General features: G+C 42.5%; 16 protein-coding genes. 9 read left to right on the plus strand and 7 right to left on the minus strand.

The window, feature by feature from the left end:
- Nucleotides 1–69 precede the first annotated feature (69 nt).
- From AC2VOY_RS08095 to AC2VOY_RS08105, 3 genes are all read left to right on the plus strand, one after another.
- A complete protein-coding gene (locus tag AC2VOY_RS08095) occupies nt 70–360 on the plus strand; it encodes a co-chaperone GroES (RefSeq protein ID WP_491830820.1) in 291 nt (96 codons plus the stop codon).
- Between the two features lie 60 nt (nt 361–420).
- Entirely contained in the window at nt 421–2,067 is a 1,647-nt protein-coding gene (gene groL, locus AC2VOY_RS08100; protein ID WP_491830821.1) for a chaperonin GroEL, read from the plus strand.
- Between the two features lie 211 nt (nt 2,068–2,278).
- Nucleotides 2,279–3,049: a DeoR/GlpR family transcriptional regulator gene (locus AC2VOY_RS08105; RefSeq protein ID WP_491830822.1), complete on the plus strand. Its 771-nt coding sequence runs from the start codon at nt 2,279–2,281 to the stop codon at nt 3,047–3,049.
- 96 nt (nt 3,050–3,145) lie between these two features.
- Here the strand turns inward: AC2VOY_RS08105 and glpK are convergent, their stop codons facing one another.
- A complete protein-coding gene (glpK, locus tag AC2VOY_RS08110; RefSeq protein ID WP_491830824.1) occupies nt 3,146–4,645 on the minus strand; it encodes a glycerol kinase GlpK in 1,500 nt (499 codons plus the stop codon).
- A gap of 93 nt (nt 4,646–4,738) precedes the next feature.
- Complete coding sequence (locus AC2VOY_RS08115) at nt 4,739–5,566, minus strand: MIP/aquaporin family protein (RefSeq protein ID WP_491830825.1); 828 nt, start codon at nt 5,564–5,566, stop codon at nt 4,739–4,741.
- Between the two features lie 346 nt (nt 5,567–5,912).
- Between AC2VOY_RS08115 and glpD the strand changes: the two genes are divergently transcribed.
- A complete protein-coding gene (gene glpD / locus AC2VOY_RS08120; protein WP_491830826.1) occupies nt 5,913–7,481 on the plus strand; it encodes a glycerol-3-phosphate dehydrogenase in 1,569 nt (522 codons plus the stop codon).
- 148 nt (nt 7,482–7,629) lie between these two features.
- Nucleotides 7,630–9,201: an ATP-binding cassette domain-containing protein gene (locus tag AC2VOY_RS08125; protein ID WP_491830827.1), complete on the plus strand. Its 1,572-nt coding sequence runs from the start codon at nt 7,630–7,632 to the stop codon at nt 9,199–9,201.
- 361 nt (nt 9,202–9,562) lie between these two features.
- On the opposite strand, the gene AC2VOY_RS08130 is transcribed toward AC2VOY_RS08125, so the two are convergent.
- Genes AC2VOY_RS08130 through gpmM form a run of 3 tightly spaced genes read right to left on the minus strand, consistent with a single transcriptional unit; the run spans nt 9,563 to nt 12,851 of the window.
- Nucleotides 9,563–9,892 carry a hypothetical protein gene (locus AC2VOY_RS08130; RefSeq protein ID WP_491830828.1) on the minus strand — a complete coding sequence of 110 codons (330 nt, stop codon included), beginning with the start codon at nt 9,890–9,892 and terminating at the stop codon, nt 9,563–9,565.
- Between the two features lie 7 nt (nt 9,893–9,899).
- A complete protein-coding gene (gene envC / locus AC2VOY_RS08135) occupies nt 9,900–11,276 on the minus strand; it encodes a murein hydrolase activator EnvC (RefSeq protein WP_491830829.1) in 1,377 nt (458 codons plus the stop codon).
- Nucleotides 11,277–11,312: 36 nt separating this feature from the next.
- Complete coding sequence (gpmM, locus tag AC2VOY_RS08140) at nt 11,313–12,851, minus strand: 2,3-bisphosphoglycerate-independent phosphoglycerate mutase (RefSeq protein ID WP_491830830.1); 1,539 nt, start codon at nt 12,849–12,851, stop codon at nt 11,313–11,315.
- Between the two features lie 335 nt (nt 12,852–13,186).
- Between gpmM and AC2VOY_RS08145 the strand changes: the two genes are divergently transcribed.
- The 4 genes from AC2VOY_RS08145 (at nt 13,187) to cysE (ending at nt 16,300) form a co-directional block, all read left to right on the plus strand.
- Entirely contained in the window at nt 13,187–13,663 is a 477-nt protein-coding gene (locus tag AC2VOY_RS08145; RefSeq protein WP_491830831.1) for a rhodanese-like domain-containing protein, read from the plus strand.
- Between the two features lie 101 nt (nt 13,664–13,764).
- Nucleotides 13,765–14,241 carry a protein-export chaperone SecB gene (gene secB, locus AC2VOY_RS08150; protein ID WP_491830832.1) on the plus strand — a complete coding sequence of 159 codons (477 nt, stop codon included), beginning with the start codon at nt 13,765–13,767 and terminating at the stop codon, nt 14,239–14,241.
- A gap of 129 nt (nt 14,242–14,370) precedes the next feature.
- On the plus strand, nt 14,371–15,414 hold the full coding sequence (gene gpsA / locus AC2VOY_RS08155) for an NAD(P)H-dependent glycerol-3-phosphate dehydrogenase (RefSeq protein ID WP_491830833.1): 1,044 nt from the start codon (nt 14,371–14,373) through the stop codon (nt 15,412–15,414).
- A 70-nt stretch (nt 15,415–15,484) separates the two neighbouring features.
- Nucleotides 15,485–16,300: a serine O-acetyltransferase gene (gene cysE, locus AC2VOY_RS08160; RefSeq protein WP_491830834.1), complete on the plus strand. Its 816-nt coding sequence runs from the start codon at nt 15,485–15,487 to the stop codon at nt 16,298–16,300.
- A 379-nt stretch (nt 16,301–16,679) separates the two neighbouring features.
- Here the strand turns inward: cysE and asd are convergent, their stop codons facing one another.
- Both asd and rsgA read right to left on the minus strand, forming a co-directional pair.
- Nucleotides 16,680–17,540: an archaetidylserine decarboxylase gene (asd, locus tag AC2VOY_RS08165; RefSeq protein ID WP_491833053.1), complete on the minus strand. Its 861-nt coding sequence runs from the start codon at nt 17,538–17,540 to the stop codon at nt 16,680–16,682.
- Nucleotides 17,541–17,645: 105 nt separating this feature from the next.
- Nucleotides 17,646–18,698 (minus strand): small ribosomal subunit biogenesis GTPase RsgA, encoded by a 1,053-nt coding sequence (gene rsgA / locus AC2VOY_RS08170; RefSeq protein ID WP_491833054.1) that lies wholly within the window; start codon nt 18,696–18,698, stop codon nt 17,646–17,648.
- Nucleotides 18,699–18,755: the final 57 nt, after the last annotated feature.

Genomic DNA, 18,755 nt, shown 5'->3' on the forward strand with positions numbered 1-18,755 from the left:
TAGCGATTGCCACACACAACGGAATTGGCAATCCAAATCATATGAGTATTAATCAGGAGAAATGCACAAATGAACATTCGTCCTTTACATGACAGAGTTATTATTGAGCGCCAAGAAGTTGAGTCAAAATCTGCCGGTGGTATCGTTTTAACTGGTTCTGCTGCGGAAAAATCAACTCGCGGTAAGGTTCTTGCTGTTGGCAAAGGTCGTATTCTTGAAAACGGCAGCGTTCAACCTTTAGACGTAAAAGTTGGCGACCAAGTTATTTTTGCTGAAGGCTATGGCACTAAAACTGAAAAAATTGATGGTAAAGAAGTTTTGATTCTATCTGAGTCAGACATCATGGCTATCGTCGAATAAAATATCTGTGATATCAGGATATTAATTTAAGTTTTAATAATTTTTAGAAAGGAAATTAAAATGGCTGCAAAAGAAGTAAAATTTGGTAATGACGCACGTATTAAAATGCTTGAAGGCGTGAATGTTCTAGCAAACGCGGTAAAAGTTACCCTTGGCCCTAAAGGTCGTAACGTTGTTTTAGACAAATCTTTTGGCTCTCCAACAATCACAAAAGATGGTGTGTCTGTTGCACGTGAAATCGAGCTTGAAGACAAGTTCCAAAACATGGGCGCACAAATGGTAAAAGAAGTTGCATCACAAGCAAACGATGCAGCCGGTGACGGTACAACAACTGCAACTGTACTGGCACAATCTATCATCACTGAAGGTCTAAAAGCTGTTGCTGCGGGCATGAACCCAATGGATCTAAAACGTGGTATCGACAAAGCTGTGATCGCAGCGGTTGAAGAGCTTAAAAAACTATCTCAAGATTGCGCAGACTCAAATGCAATCGCACAAGTAGGGACTATCTCTGCAAACTCTGACAGCACTGTTGGTAACATCATTGCAGAAGCGATGGAAAAAGTAGGCCGTGACGGTGTTATCACGGTTGAAGAAGGCCAAGCGCTGCAAGATGAGCTAGACGTTGTGGAAGGTATGCAGTTTGACCGTGGTTACCTATCACCATATTTCATCAACAACCAAGAAGCAGGCAGTGTGGATCTAGAAAACCCATACATCCTATTGGTTGACAAGAAAATCTCTAACATCCGTGAACTGCTTCCAACGCTAGAAGCTGTTGCTAAAGCATCACGTCCACTGCTTATCATTGCTGAAGATGTAGAAGGCGAAGCGCTTGCAACACTAGTTGTCAACAACATGCGCGGTATCGTGAAAGTTGCAGCTGTCAAAGCACCTGGTTTTGGTGATCGTCGTAAAGCTATGCTGCAAGACATCGCAGTGCTAACTGGTGGTACAGTTATCTCTGAAGAGATTGGTCTTGAGCTTGAAAAAGTAACCCTAGAAGATCTAGGTCAAGCAAAACGCATCACTATCACCAAAGAAAACACAACTATCATTGATGGTGTGGGTGAAGAAGAGATGATCCAAGGTCGCGTGGCGCAAATTCGTCAACAAATCGAAGACGCAACTTCTGATTACGACAAAGAAAAACTTCAAGAGCGTGTAGCTAAACTTGCAGGCGGTGTTGCTGTCATTAAAGTTGGCGCAGCAACTGAAGTTGAAATGAAAGAGAAGAAAGACCGTGTTGAAGATGCACTTCACGCAACACGCGCTGCAGTGGAAGAAGGTGTTGTTGCTGGTGGTGGTGTTGCACTTATCCGCGCGGCTTCAAAACTAACTGAGCTTCAAGGTGACAACGAAGAGCAAAACGTAGGTATCCGTGTGGCACTACGCGCAATGGAAGCTCCGATTCGTCAAATCACAACCAATGCTGGTGATGAAGAATCAGTGGTTGCGAACAATGTTAAAGCGGGTGAAGGTAACTATGGTTACAACGCTGCAACTGGCGAATATGGCGACATGATCGAAATGGGTATCCTAGATCCAACAAAAGTAACACGTAGCGCACTACAATTTGCTGCATCAGTTGCTGGTCTTATGATCACAACAGAAGCAATGGTGAGCGAGCTACCTAAAGATGACGCTGCTGCTATGCCTGATATGGGCGGCATGGGTGGAATGGGCGGCATGGGTGGTATGATGTAACCCGAGCAAGCCATTAAATTGCCTTTATTAGGCGTTTAAGATAATTAAGCCTCAGAGAGTATTATTTTTGATATCTCTGGGGCTTTTTTATGCTTTAAAGATTTTCAAACTTAAGCAGATCCTATATGCTCAATAGCGCAAATCAATTGGACGAACGAAAGCAAATAAATAAAAATTGTCCATATAGAAGGCTTTATTTGAGGGATATACAGTGAGAGCAACGCAAAGACATCAAAAGATTATCGAACTGGTTCATCAGCAAGGCTATGTCAGCACTGAGCATTTAGTTGAGATGTTTGAAGTCAGTCCGCAGACGATTCGCCGAGATTTAAACGAACTGGCAGATAGCAATCAAATTCGCCGTCATCACGGTGGCGCAACTATGCCTAATAGCGCTGAAAACTCTTCTTATCAAGATAGAAAGGTGATGAATCAGCAGGCAAAAGATTTGATCGCAAAAGCCTTGGTCAAGCATATTCCGGATGGCTCTACCTTATTTATTGATATCGGCACGACCCCAGAAGCGGTTGCCAAAGCATTACTGCATGAGCACAATCAATTACGTATCGTGACCAATAACTTAAATGTCGCAATGATCTTAATGGCGAAACCGGATTTTCATGTAATCTTAGCTGGTGGCCAAGTGCGCAACAAAGATGGTGGCGTGACAGGTGAAGCGACTTTAGATTTTATTTCACAATTTCGTTTAGACTTTGGGATCTTAGGGATCAGCGGGATCGATTATGATGGATCGTTATTAGACTTTGATTATCATGAAGTGCGAGTTAAACGTGCGATTATTGAAAATAGCCGCGCGGTATTTTTAGCTGCCGACCACTCTAAGTTTGGACGCAATGCGATGGTTAATTTAGGCTCAATTAAAGATGTGGATTTAGTTGTAACAGATAAAACGCCACCAAAAGAGCTATGTAATTTATTGAAAGAGCAAGAGATCCAGCTTGAGATAGTGCCACTTACATAATCATTATTTAGCTGGCTTCATCGAGTGATTCAAGACACAAAAAAAGAGACCTAAGGGGAAACTTAGCTCTCTTTTTTATTTGCTCAGAGAAGGATATTATTCGCTTATCCAACCTTTTGAGCATTGCACCGCACGTTGCCAACCTTTATGGCGGCGTTCACGTTTGCCATCATCAGCACATGGATCAAATTTTCGATCTAACACTGCTTTATCTTTTAACTCATCAATGCTTTCCCAAAAGCCCACTGCAAGGCCGGCTAAGTAAGCTGCGCCAAGCGCTGTCACTTCGGTCACAACAGGGCGTTGGACTTGAGTGTTCAGAACGTCAGACTGGAATTGCATCAAGAAGTTGTTCGCAACCGCGCCCCCATCAACTTTCAAGAAATCAAGCTTGATGCCTGAGTCCGCTTGCATCGCAGAGATAACATCAAGTGATTGATAAGCAATACTTTCTAAAGTTGCGCGAATAATATGATTACGGTTTACGCCACGGGTTAAGCCAACAATGGTGCCACGTGCATATGGGTCCCAATGTGGCGCGCCAAGGCCGGTGAAGGCTGGCACCACATAAGCGCCATTTGAGGTTTCAACTTTGGTCGCAAAGTATTCAGTATCTGAAGCGTCGTTAATTAAACGCAGTTCATCTCTTAGCCATTGAATGGCTGCGCCGCCCATAAAGACTGCACCTTCTAGCGCATAGCTCACTTCACCTTTTGGACCACAAGCTAGCGTTGTTAATAAGCCATTGCTTGAATTGACTTTTTTCTTACCCGTATTCATCAATAAGAAGCAGCCTGTGCCATAAGTGTTTTTAGCTTGTCCGGCTTCAACACACATTTGGCCAAAGAGCGCTGCTTGCTGATCTCCTGCAATGCCGCAGATAGGGATACGCGTGCCACCTTTACCACCGATATTGGTTTGACCATACACTTCAGATGAAGATTTTACTTCAGGCATCATGGATTCTGGGATACCAAGCTCATCGAGAAGTTTCTTATCCCATTCCAAACTATTGATATTAAATAGCATAGTTCGGCTTGCATTGGTTGGGTCGGTCACATGGACACGGCCTTGAGTCATGTTCCAGATCAGCCAAGTATCAACAGTACCAAAGGCTAATTCACCACGCTCAGCTTGTTCGCGCGCACCTTCAACATTATCTAAAATCCACTTCACTTTTGTACCAGAGAAGTAAGGGTCAACCACAAGGCCGGTATTGTCTCGGATATATTCTTCTAAACCACGGCGTTTGAGATCTTCACAGATTTCAGCAGTACGACGGCACTGCCAAACAATCGCATTGTAAACCGGCTTACCTGTTTCACGGTTCCAAACTATCGTGGTTTCCCTTTGGTTGGTGATTCCAATTCCGGCGATTTCATTTGAACGAATACCTTGCTTTGCAAGCGCTTCAATTAATGTCGAACTTTGCGATGCCCAGATTTCTAATGGATCATGCTCAACCCAACCTGCTTCAGGGTAGATTTGAGTGAATTCACGCTGCGCACTACAGACAATATTGGCATCTTTATCCAAAATCACAGCGCGCGAGCTAGTCGTACCTTGATCGAGTGCAACAATATATTTTTTATTCATGGTAGGGGTGTCCTTGTGTGTTGAACTATCTTCTTGGTAGTTATCAAATTCTAAACTTTGTATCATTTCTTTCACGTCTATGTTTGTTTGTAGTTATAAAGATTTTTCTTTTAGCGTCGCTTTTGGCTGTTCTTCTTCTGCTTCAAGGTATGGCGAAATTACTTTTGGATATAGCCAGCCGCCAAAGCATGCACCGCAAATTGGCGCCAAAATTGGTACGATAAAATAAGGAATCGATTTCCCGCCAGTGAGCGCAACATCGCCCCAACCCGCCAAGAAAGTAAAGAGTTTTGGACCAAAATCACGCGCTGGGTTCATTGCAAAGCCAGTTAATGGGCCGAGTGAGCCGCCGATCACTGCTATCAAAATACCAACTAAAAGCGGAGTCATGGCTTTATTTGGTGCACCATTTTTATCATCACCAAGAGCTAAAATAGCGAACATCAAGACTGCTGTTATCACAAATTCAACTGCAAATGCACCGAAAAAGCTTAAGGCTTGATGTGGGTAAGTGGAGAAGATCCCAGCGGTTGCTAAACTTTCAACTGAGCCACGGGTGATCCCTTGCGCAGCTTCGAACTCATAAAATAAGTTGCTATATAAGCCATATACTAGTGCTGCTGCAGAAAATGCACCGAGCAGTTGGGCACTAATATAAGGTAAAACTTTATGTTTTTCAAAACCATGGAATAGAGTTAAGGCAATTGTCACAGCTGGATTGATATGAGCGCCAGAAACGCCACCAGTGCAATAGATGGCAATTGCGACACCTAAACCCCAAATAATGCTGATTTCCCATTGGCCAAAGCTTGCGCCGGTTAAAACTAATGCCGCGACACAGCCGGCTCCGAAAAAGATAAGTAACCCTGTACCTATAAATTCGGCAATGCATTCACCCAAGAGTTGATTTTTTTGTCTCATCGTCTTGAATCCTTATTGTGTTATTGGAAAGTAAAGTAAAGCTCGTTTTTATATTGTTATGTTTATGTAACGAGTTAAACCTATAATATCTGGGTTCAATGTAAAGATTGGAAAGTATAAAGTGTGTTATCGCTCATAAAAATAAGTTTGCATTTTTGGGTGTAATTATTCTTAAAATCAACAAAATAAGAGAATAATAATTATTTTTCATATGCTTACACTTGTTTTAGGTGTTTTTTAATAAAAAGTATAAATGCTGGACAAACAGATTTACTCATATATATTGTTTGTTATTGCTCGAACGAACATTAAAAGTAGTTCATTCATACAAATTAAAGGTAATACTATGGCTGATTTAAACAAAACACTTGATTTAATTGTTATTGGGGGTGGCATCAATGGTGCAGGCATTGCACTGGACGCGGCCGGACGTGGGTTATCTGTTGGTTTGTATGAGGCAAAAGACTTTGCGAGTGCGACTTCATCTGCAAGTTCCAAGCTTATTCATGGTGGGTTACGCTATTTAGAACATTATGAATTTCGCCTTGTTGGTGAGTCTTTGGCTGAGCGTGAAGTCTTATTAAGCAAGGCGCCACATATCACCAAGCCTATGCGTTTTCGTTTGCCTCATCGTCCATTTTTACGCCCAGCTTGGATGATACGTGCAGGGATGTTTTTATATGATCACTTAGGCAAACGCACAACCTTAAAGGCGAGCCATAGTGTTGATTTTACTAAAACAAAAACCTTAAAGCCTGAGATCACCAAAGGTTTTGAGTATTCTGATTGTTGGGTCGATGATGCACGCTTAACTTTATTAAATGCCTTAGACGCTAAAAACAAAGGCGCAGAAGTGATGAACTATTGCGAAGTGGTATCGGCGAAACGCGTGGCTGACATTTGGCATGTGAGTTTAGTGGATAAACGCACCAATCAAAGTTTCGAACGCAAATGCCATGCTTTAGTCAATGCAACAGGCCCTTGGGTAAAAAGCTTTATCACTGAAAATATGCAAGCCGAGTCCCCTTATGGCATACGTTTGATTAAAGGCTCGCACATTGTTGTACCAAAAGTTCACGCAGAACCAGAAGCTTACATTATGCAAAATGATGATCAGCGCATTGTCTTTGTGATCCCTTATCTTGATGATTTCTCGATTATTGGTACGACAGATGTGGAATATCATGGCGATCCACGTGAAGCAAAAATTAGCGAAGAAGAAATTAACTATTTGATTGAAGTGACAAATAAACACTTTATCAATCAAATTGCGCGTGAAGATGTCGTATGGACTTATTCTGGTGTGCGACCTTTGTGTGATGATGAATCGGATTCGCCTCAAGCAATCACCCGTGACTACACGCTGTCATTAGAACAAGAGGGCGATCAAGCGCCATTGCTTTCTATTTTCGGCGGAAAGTTAACAACGTATCGAAAACTTGGTGAGGCTGCGATGAAGCAATTGGCGCCATTTTTCCCGAATATGAAACCAAGTTGGACCGATAAATCTTGTCTGCCTGGTGCGCAAAATACACCAAATTACTCGGCGCAAGAGATTGTCGATAAAGTGACGCAACAATGTGCTTGGATTGATCAAAAATCGGCTCAGCGCTTGGTAAGACAATTTGGTGATTTGACTCTTGAAATGCTAAAAGGGATTGAAAATGAAAGCCAAATGGGTGAAAGATTTGCTCAAGGCGTGTATCAAATTGAGATTGATTATATGATTAATCAAGAGCTTGCGTTCACAGCAGAAGATGTCTTATGGCGCCGAACTAAACTTGGCCTGACTTTGGATAAAGAGGCGGTTGAGCGCATTACAGATTATATCGCGCCTTTTGTTAGCAATACTTCAACTGAAAACATGCAAGCTGAGGCAAAAGCACAAAAAGATTTAGATACCTCCGCCGCCTAAGCATTCATCCATTTCATTCAAACGATTAAGCCTGTCATCTGATGTGACGGGCTTTTTGCTTTCTATATTATCGATTCTTTGCAGTACTTTATTTGAGATTTAAAAACAAGCATACTCATATCTCTTATTTTAAAGCAAAGGACTTGCCATGCGTGATTCGATCCACTTTCAAGGGTTAACTTTTAGAGCCAAACCTGCTTCCAAGCAGCCACGTCAACTCACCTTAAGTCAGCAAGCGGCGCAAGGCCAAGCGCTACAAAAGCCGAGCTTTGTGATCACTGATTGGCTTCTTGAAACAGCTCAACATTGGCTTATTTTTGCCACACAAGGCCAAGTCGGTGAACAGTTTATTGCTTTATTTAATAAACAAGTCGAGTTACTTAAAGGGGATTTGCCAGACTTTGATTTGCGGGTTGGCGCTGTCTCTTTATCCATTCAGCAGCAGATCCTCGAGCAAGAAATTGCAACCGATGAAACAGATTTTCAAGATAGTCTAGATCACGGGCATAGCGTACTGAGTTTTATTGAAAATGAGTTGCGCTTAAATCAATCCCTTTCGGCTCAGTCTAAGTTTCAAAATCCAGAGCAGTTATTAGAACTGACTCATTTAACTCACCTGAAAGATCGCGGCTTTCGTTTGCTTTCAACAGGTGAGACGCGGCGTTTAATGCTCGCGCTGGCACTGGCAAAGCAGCCACAACTTTTGATCTTAGATGATCCTTATGCAGGGCTCGACTTGGAGCATCAAGCTTGGCTAACAGGGTTTTTAGATGAGATTTCTGCGCATATTCAAATCATGATGGTGAGTTCACGTGAAGAGCAGTTGCCTGAGTGCATTAGTCATGTTTTATCTTTTATCCAAACCTCAGTACAAGATAAATTGGAGTATCAATTAAGTAAACCAATGAGCCGTGAGGCATGGCTTGATAGCCCGATTTTGCGCCAACTCAACGCAATGTCGAATCAGAAAACCGATGCGTTAATCACACTCGTTAAGGCTGAGCAAAGTTGTAAAGAAGAACTGCCTGATCCTTTAATAGCTCTGCATAACGCCAAGGTTGAATATACAGATGGGCTTATTTTTAAAGATGTGAATTGGCAAATTAAAGCTAGTGAACATTGGCAAATTCGCGGTCCCAATGGTTGCGGTAAAAGTACCTTACTCGGGCTTATTTTAGGTGATCATCCGCAATGCTATAGCAATGATATTGAAATCTTTGGCCATAAACGTGGCAGCGGTGAAAGCATTTGGCAAATTAAGCAAAATATCGGCATAGTTTCATCGAGTCTGCATTTGCAATATCGCGTCAATTGTAGCGCTTTAGATGTGGTGTTATCCGGGCTTTTTGATTCGATTGGCTTGTATCAAAGACCAAGTTTAAAGCAGATTAAACTAGCCCAGCAGTGGCTTGAATTATTTTCAATGCAAGAGTATGCCAAGGTCGGTTTTAAGTCGTTGGATTATGGTCAGCAACGTTTGCTTTTGATTGCACGGGCTTTAATCAAGCAGCCGCTTATTTTAATTTTAGATGAGCCATACCAAGGGTTGGATTTTTTAAGCCGTCGTTTGATTCATACGAGCTTAAATTTGGTTGCGCAGCAAAATCTAAGCCAGCTTCTATACGTCACGCATCACTTAGAAGATAGCCTACCTGCGGTGCAAAACTTTGTTGATTTTGTGAAAGTTGAGCAGGGATATGAAGTGGTGATAACTGTTTAATTTTGAGTGATTAATCTAACCCCATCCCCGCTTCCCCTTATGTTATTTTGGTTTAATTATTGAACACGGCGGGTAAGGGGAAGTGCTTTTTTGACCCTGAGTTTGTGGGTAGTAAAGTATAAAAATAGAATTGGGTTGATCTAAATAAGTAAAATTTCACGCTAGGTTCATACTAACAAATAGGCTTAATAAGCACTTCCCCTTGCCAGTGAAAGCCAAAGATTTGCAAAGACTGATTCAAGGGGAAGCGGGGATGGGGTTGTTTAATCTTGTGGTGAGTGATGTATAGAAATAGAATCTGGTTTATCTAAATAAGTAAAATTTCATGCTGGATTCACACCAACAAATAGATAAATAAACATCAAGGGATCTGTGGCTCATCTGTATAAGGCCTGATTCCATCTGGGTAGACTTCATACTCATACGGCGCTTTGAGTTGGTTTTGTTTCTCTTGCGCTTTATCTGGCTCTTCTGTCGGGGTTTCATAGGAATAGGGCGCAACTTTATCGCTATTTAACGCAGAGTCTTGTGCTTTATTCTTACCTTGAACCCACTCTTGATGTGGATCGTCAGCAGTATGGCGGCGCGCACTGTCCCATTTCAAGTCATAACTTGAGTCATAAGTATCAGCCAACACCTGAGTACTGGCTGATAATAAAAGACATAAAGACAGCTGAATTAACTTATGCATATGGGGCCTAACGGCTTAGCCAGCTTCTTGGGTTTTGCGCCTTACTGTTACGGCGGATCTCAAAATACAGCGAGGTTCTGTCTTGCCCACCAGAGCTACCTGCTTTGGCAATTGGCTCACCACCGGCGACGCGATCGCCTTCTTTTTTCAGTAAGCTTTGGTTATAACCGTAAAGACTCATGTCACCACGTCCATGATCGACCAAGATCACTAAACCATAACCACGTAGCCAATCGGCAAAGACGACTTCACCGGGCGCAATCGAGCGCACATTCATCCCTGGGTTAGCCGCAATAACTAAACCTTTCCATGTGATTTGCCCACTTTGAATACTGCCATAGTTGTGCAAAATTGTGCCTTTGAGTGGCCAAGGTAAACGGCCTTTCTGACTGCTTAATCCATTTAATGGGCCACGGACTAAACTAACTGGCGCGGTTTCTTCAATTGGCGCTTCTTTTGGCGCAGCTTTACCTGCCGCTTTCGCCGCTTCTGCCGCTTTACGACGACGTTCTTCTTCGGCTTTACGACGGGCAATTTCTTGCTTACGTTTAAGCTCAGCTTTACGTCTGGCTTCGGCCGCACGTCTAGCTGCTTCTTCAATCTTACGTTTTAGTGCTTCTTCGTTCTTACGTAGCTCAGCAAGTTTAACTTCATCACTTTGAATGCTCTTTTTCATGCTAGCCAAAGTGGTTTGACGCTTTTTCTGCGTCCCTTGCAGCTCTTCTTGTTTAGATTTTTGCTGAGCTAGAAGTTGTTCTTGTTTTTTCTGTTGAGCGTTTAATTCTTTCTCTTTTGCCTCAAGCTCACGCGTGGTTGCTTCAAGTTTTTCAATCGCTTTACTACGCTCAGCAGCGATGGCTTGGTAGTACTGACTCATGCGGTCGGTATCCACTGAGCTTCCAGCTTGAAAAAGTTTAGTGATATCTTGCGGACGAGAGGTCAGGTAGTAGGCTTGAATAAGCTCTTCAAGATCGTGCGTTTGCTTCGCTTTAGTCGCTTCAAGGTCTTGCTTTTGTTTGTTTAAGTTATTTAAGTTAGCTTTAACTGTGGCAAGTTCTTTCGACGTTTGATTGATATCTTTGTTGATATTTGCAATCGAGGTTTCAAACTTTTTTAAATCACTTTGCAAAGAGTTGAGCTCTTTTTTCTGCTTAGCAATTTGAGAGGCATGTTGCGATATTTGACTCGCCATGCCTTTTAAATCTGAACTTGAGTTTGCATGCGCTAAATTCGATGACAGAAAATAGCTAGGAAGGCCAAAAGACATACACAACAAAAGACTAGCGCAAACTTTGCTAGCCTTTTGTGGGATGAATTTTTTTGCCTGAAATTTAGATTGTAAGTCTAATACTTGAACCTGATTAATTTCAAAAAATGGCTTCATCTATCTTTAAACCTTCCTACTTCTTCTACGGAAGATTTATTTTAAATCAACCAATACTTGACCTGTCATCTCTTGCGGGATTTCCATGTCAGTAAGTGCAAGCATAGTTGGCGCTAGATCAGAAAGCTTACCGTTTTCTTTGAAGCTTAGATCTTTAGAACCTACGTATACTAGTGGCACAGGTAAGTTAGTGTGCGCTGTGTGGATGCCACCTGTTTCAGGGTCAACCATCATTTCTGCGTTACCGTGATCGGCTGTGATAAGTAGCTGACCATCAACTTCTTTGATTGCTTCCACTACGCGGCCGATGCAAGAGTCAACTGCTTCACATGCTTTCACTGCTGCTTCATAAACGCCAGTGTGACCAACCATGTCGCCGTTTGGATAGTTACAGATAATGGTATCAAATTTACCTGATTTAATAGCCGCAACAAGTTTGTCAGTTAGCTCAGGTGCGCTCATTTCAGGTTGTAGGTCATAAGTTGCTACTTTAGGTGATGCAACAAGCTGACGCTCTTCGCCTTCAAATTCGCTTTCAACACCGCCGTTGAAGAAGAAAGTCACGTGCGCGTATTTTTCAGTTTCAGAAATACGTAGCTGAGTTTTACCTGCTTTTGATAACCACTCACCGAAAGTGTTTTCTAGTGATGCTGGTGGGAAAGCACATTTTAGTGGAATATCAGCAGCATATTGAGTCAGCATCACAAAGTCGATGCTTGGGAATACTTCACGTTCAAAGCCGTCAAACTCAGGCACGAAACAACGAGTGATTTCACGCGCACGGTCCGCGCGGTAGTTCATGAAGATAACTGCGTCGCCATCAAGGATAGCTGCGCTTTCTTGACCTTCAGCGATGATTTGAGTCGCTTGCACAAACTCATCATTTTCATCACGCGCATACGCCATTTCTAGACCTTCAACAGCAGATGTTGCTGTGAACTCAGATTTAGCTTGCGTTAATAGATCATAAGATTTTTGCACGCGATCCCAGTTGTTATCACGGTCCATTGCATAGTAACGACCAATCAATGATGCAACGCGGCCTTTGCCTAGTTTATCAAATAGATCTTGGAAAGCTTGGAGTGAATTTTGCGCGCTACGTGGCGGCGTGTCACGACCATCTAGGAATGCGTGCACATAGATTTTCTCAGCGCCACGCTCTGCTGCCATTTCTACAGCCGCTTTGATGTGATCTTCATGGCTGTGTACGCCACCTGGAGACATTAAACCCATGATGTGTACAGCGTTACCAGTTTTCACTGCTTTATCAACAGCTTCAACAAGTGCAGGCGTATGTGCAAATTCGCCATCAGCGATTGATTTAGTAATACGAGTTAGGTCTTGATATACCACACGGCCAGCGCCGATGTTGGTGTGACCAACTTCAGAGTTACCCATTTGACCATCAGGCAAGCCTACATCCATACCAGATGCAGAGATAAGCGTGTTTGGCTGATTGGCAAAAAGTGCATCTAATACAGGTGTGTTAGCATTGGCGATAGCATTGTTTGCGTTGTCTTCGCGCGAACCCCAGCCATCAAGGATGACAAGTGCCATAGGTTTTTTATTTGACATGGTAACCTCATTTAGTGAGTAAATTTTTAATGAAATAAAATAAATCTACTTTTGATTTTACAGTGAAGCGATTGCTGCATCAATTATTTTGCGCAGATCTTCTCATTTGTGCCACTTTTATTCTTTATCTTGGATTTTATTTCTTTGGAAATGGCATCTTCAAGCGACTTAGGTATATACTAGGCGCTGTTTTTGTGCTGGCAATCTTGTTTTGTTAAAGTATTGCAAGCGTTATCTATATCTAAAGTAAGAATGCAATAAAAATAGCTTAATCGCTAGATGTTTTCGGTTATTGCTGTAATTGGTATTCATTCTTAAATAAAAAAGAGCGAGTTATGCAAGAGTTTAACGATTTTTTCATGCAAAATAAAATCTTAGTCTTAATCTGGCTAGGTGTGACAGTAACTTTAATTGTGACGATTTTTAAATCTTTAACAGCCAAATATAAGGTTATTGATCCAAATAAACTCACCTTTTTGATGAACCGTGAACAAGGTGTAGTGGTTGATTTACGTTCAAAAGAAGAGTTTGCACGTGGTCATATTACAGATTCAATCAATTTATTGCCGGCAGATATCAAAGAAGGCAATTTTGGTGTCATCGAGTCTAAAAAATCAAACCCTATTATCCTAGTGTGTAAAACATCACAAACTGCGCAAGCGAATGCAGCGGCTTTTGTTGCGGCTGGTTTTGAAAATGTTTCGGTTCTTAAAGATGGCTTAATCTCTTGGAATGAAGGTAGTTTGCCGCTTGTGAGTGATAAGCAAACCAAAGCTTCAAAGAAAAAAGCTAAAAAAGCGACCCAAGCTTAATCAATAAATGAGTGTGGGTACTTGATATTTCATTTACCCATCCCCAAATTAAAAAGATACCCCAGATGGGAAATTTAAGATTATAAAAAGGAAAGTTCAGTATGTCTGACGCATCACAACAAGAAGCACAACAAAACTTTGCAATTCAACGTATCTTCCTAAAAGACGTTTCTTTTGAAGCGCCTAACTCTCCTCAAGTTTTTCAAAAAGAGTGGGATCAAGACGTTCAACTAGACTTAGACACTAAAAGCCGTGAACTAAGTGAAGGCGTTTATGAAGTTGTATTACGTCTAACTGTAACAGTGAAAAGCGCAGGCGAAACAGCTTACCTTTGTGAAGTTCAACAATCAGGTATCTTCACAGTAACAAATATGGACGAAGGTCAACTTGCACATTGCCTAGGTGCTTTCTGCCCGAATATCCTATTCCCATATGCGCGTGAAACGATTTCTAACCTTGTGATCAAAGGTACTTTCCCGCAACTTAACCTTCAACCTGTAAACTTTGATGCATTGTTCATGAACTATCTTCAAAGCCAAGCGCAAGAACAAGCGCCAGCAGAAGAAGGCGAAGCTTAATCATATAAATTGAATTTGCTCTAGGTTTAACGCTTAGGGCGAATGAAATATTTGATAAATTTTGTAAATCATTCAAAAATGCACATGCAAGCACGTATGTGCATTTTTTATATTTAATAAGGTAGAATTATGGCTACTTCGCAAAAGCAAGACTTAAATATCGCAGATCAAGAGACCAGTATGACTGTCATTGGGGCAGGATCTTATGGGACATCCTTGGCGATAGCGCTCGCGCGTAATGGCGCAAAAGTGCTGCTATGGGGTCATGAAGCCGATCATATGGCAAAACTTGAGAGTGAGCGCGCTAACCATGAATTTTTGCCGGGTGTGCAGTTTCCGCAATCCCTTGTGATTGAATCCGATCTCAAAGTTGCTATCGATGCCTGCCATGATTTGCTAATCGTTGTGCCAAGCCATGTCTTTGGATTAGTCCTCGCACAAATCAAACCTTATTTAACGCCTAAGCATCGCATTTGCTGGGCAACCAAAGGGCTTGAGCCAGAAACGGGTCGCCTGCTTAAAGATGTTGCCCAAGAAGTTTTGGGTGATGCTGTGCCACTTGCGGTGCTATCTGGCCCAACCTTTGCCAAAGAACTTGCCGCAGGCATGCCAACAGCGATTGCTGTGTCATCAAATGATCCTGTGTTTTTGGAAGAGCTGCAAGAAACCATTCACTGTAGTAAGTCTTTTCGCGTCTATGCCAACTCAGATTTCACTGGGATGCAGCTTGGCGGCGCAGTCAAAAACGTGATTGCCATCGGCGCAGGTATGTCTGATGGGATAGGCTTTGGCGCCAATGCGCGCACTGCGTTAATCACCCGAGGCCTTGCGGAAATGACGCGTTTAGGCTTAGCTCTTGGCGCTGAAAAAGAAACCTTTATGGGCATGGCAGGTTTGGGCGATCTTGTGCTAACTTGTACCGATAACCAGTCGCGTAACCGCCGCTTTGGAATGGCGCTTGGCGCCGGCAAAGATGTAGATAGCGCGCAACAAGACATTGGTCAAGTGGTTGAAGGTTATCGTAATACCAAAGAAGTTTATGTGCTTGCGAAGCGTATGGGTGTTGAAATGCCAATCGTTGAGCAGATTTATCAAGTTTTGTATCAAGGTAAGGATGCAAAGCAAGCGGCAAAAGATTTGCTGGCGCGCGATAAAAAGTCAGAAGGCGCATAAATAGATAAACTTCCCCAGAAATTAACACAACAAGTTCATATAATTAAAAGAAGAATAAAAGGATTTTTATATGGGATATCAACAAGATATCGTCTGGCAAGCAATTGTTGCTGAAGCAAAGAAAATGGCTGAACAAGAGCCCATGCTAGCAAGTTTCTATCATGCTACCATCATGAATCATGATAGTTTGGCTGCATCTTTAAGTTATATTCTTGCTAATAAGCTGAATACGGCATCGATGCCAGCCATGACAGTGCGAGAAGTGATCGAAGGCGCGATGCTTGCCGATTGTGAGCTAGCTGAATCTGCTGCGAAAGACATTATTGCAACTGTCACTCGCGATCCTGCCGTCAATATGCATTTGATCCCATTATTATATTTAAAAGGTTATCACGCCTTACAAGGGTATCGTGTCGCGCATTGGCTATGGCAAAACGGACGCATGGCGCTTGCGACTTATTTGCAAAATCAAATCTCAGTTGCATGCCAAGTGGATATTCACCCAGCGGCTAAAATTGGCCATGGGATCATGCTGGATCACGCCACAGGTATCGTCATCGGAGAAACAGCCGTCGTCGGTAATGATGTGTCGATTTTACAAGATGTGACACTAGGCGGAACAGGCAAGGAATGTGGCGATCGTCACCCGAAAATCGGTGAAGGCGTAATGATAGGTGCAGGTGCAAAAATTCTTGGTAATATTCAAGTTGGCGAGGGCGCAAAAATTGGCTCTTGTTCCGTCGTGCTAAACTCAGTTCCACCTCATACAACAGTCGCAGGGGTGCCAGCCAAAATAGTCGGCCGCCCAGACAGTGAAAAGCCGTCATTGGATATGGATCAGTGTTTTAATGGTGAGCATAAGCTTGTGGATGGCGCTGGCATCTAAATAATCTGCATAGTTTAAGCGGCAGCTGCGTTAACTGCGCTGATTCGCCCTAGTCACATATGCTTATATGCTCCTAGGGTCTTATCATCTTGTTGCCTTGCTGCTACTTAAACTATTTTGACTATTACATAACTGCATAGCTCAAGCGGCAGCTGTGTTGCTTTTAGCTCTTCCCCTTGCACACAATATTCAAATATTGAACAAAGCGTATTCAAGGGGAAGCGGGGATGGGGTTAGTCTTTAAATGAAGCCTAGAAGACTTTAATTTAGCAGCATAGCTCAAGCGGCAGCTGCGTTGCTTTAAAGCTCTTCCCCTTGCACGCAATATTCAAATATTGAACAGAGCGCATTCAAGGGGAAGCGGGGATGGGGTTCGCTTTTACTCAGAAGTCTGAGAAGACTTAATCTTAGCGAATGCAGTGCCCAAAGTGGTTTTAGCGCCAACCGCCATAGACTCATCAAAGCTCACTTTATCTTTCGCAAACAAGTTGATCACAGTGGATCCTAACTGGAATCGACCCATTTCTTCGCCTTTTTTCAGCTTAACCGCTTGCTCACCTTCACTTTGATAATCCCATTTGTAGATAGAGTTACCGCGAGGTGGCGTGATCAAACCCTGCCATACAGTCTCAATACTTCCAACAATGGTTGCGCCGACTAAGACTTGCGCCATCGGGCCAAACTGCGTATCGAAAATACACACCAAACGCTCGTTACGCGCAAATAGGTTTTCAATATTTTCAGCCGTTAACGGGCTTACCGAGAACAAATCACCCGGAATATAAATCATTTGGCGTAAGGTGCCATCACACGGCATATGCACGCGGTGATAATCACTTGGTGAAAGATAAAGTGTTGCAAAATCGCCATCGATAAACTCATCAGCAAGCTTTTTGTCACCACCTAATAAATCAAGCGCAGAGAAATCATGTCCTTTGGCTTGAATAAGGCGACCATCTTCAATCGGGCCAAATTGGCTCGCACGTGCATCGGCAGGGTGCACAATCACATCGTCAGCCGAATCAATCGGACGCGCATCAGGCTTTAGCTCACGCACAAAGAACTGATTAAAGGTTTGATAATGCTTAGGATCACTATGAAGTGCTTCCTGCATATTAACTTTATAAGCTTTAATAAAGCCGCGCACCATAGCCGTGGTCACAAAGCCAAGTTTGGCGCCTGCAAGCTTACCTGCGGCTTCGGTGACAAATTGCTTTGGCAATAGGTGTTGAAACTTAATTTTTAATGAATCTAGCACTTCAAATACCATTTAAAATAATAAAATATAGGGCGGTGATTTTACGCAAGTTTATAAGCTTTGTCTAAATCAACCTAATAGGTTGAATCACAAGTCTTTTTTATTACGTGAAAAGTTTCGATTGGCCTTGTTTTCACCCATGCTATCAATGATTTTATGGTAGTTTTCAAAACGGCTCGGATGAATTTTACCGCTTTCAATCGCTTCTTGAAGCAGACAGCCCGGGTCATCTTTATGTTTGCAATCGCGGAACTTACAGCCACCTAGATATTCACGAAACTCAACAAAAGCATTGGTGACTTCTTCAGGGCTTAAGTGCCATAGACCAAACTCACGCACTCCAGGAGAGTCAATCAGTTCACCACCTGTTGGGATATGATAAAGACGTGCAGCGGTCGTGGTGTGCTGTCCAAGCCCTGAGTTTTCAGACACGGCGCCTTCTTCAATTTCAAGCTCAGGCATGATCACATTTACAAGGCTAGATTTGCCCACACCAGATTGGCCGACAAAGATATTTGTTTTATCAACCAGCATAGCTTCAAGCTCAGTCAGGCTTTCTTTATCATCACGGGTGACAAATAACACCTTATAACCTATGTCTTGATAGATTTTTAGCTGCTGTTTGTAATCCGCAAGTTGCTCTGGGGTTAGCAAATCGATTTTATTTAAAGCAATCACAGGTGAGATAGAAAGGGTTTCAGCGGCGACTAGATAACGATCGATAATATTTAAAGACAATTCCGGAAGCACAGCTGAGACAATAATCATTTGATCTATATTGGCTGCAACTGGTTTTAAGCCGTCATAATAATCAGGGCGGGTGAGAACAGACTTTCTTGGCTCAACGGCTTCGACAACGCCAGAAATGCCAGCCATAGACTCAAGTCCTGGGCGCCACATGACTTCATCACCTGAAACTAAGGTTTCGATACCGCGTCTTAAGTTACAACGATGTACTTCTTTGGTTTCAAGATCTTCAATATCAGCATGTTGTCCAAAACGCGTGATCACTAGGCCTTTTTTCATTTGCCCTAGCATCTCTTCATCCCACTGGAAGTTATCTTCTGCTTTTAAGTGTTTATGACGGTTTTGACGTACACGGCGAACTTGGCCTTTAGTCAGTTTCTTCTTCTTTGCCACATAGGCTCCGTAATTCATTTAAATAATTCTATTTGACCAGTATAATACACCCATATC

The sequence above is a fragment of the Vibrio sp. KMM 9700 genome (assembly GCF_058545285.1).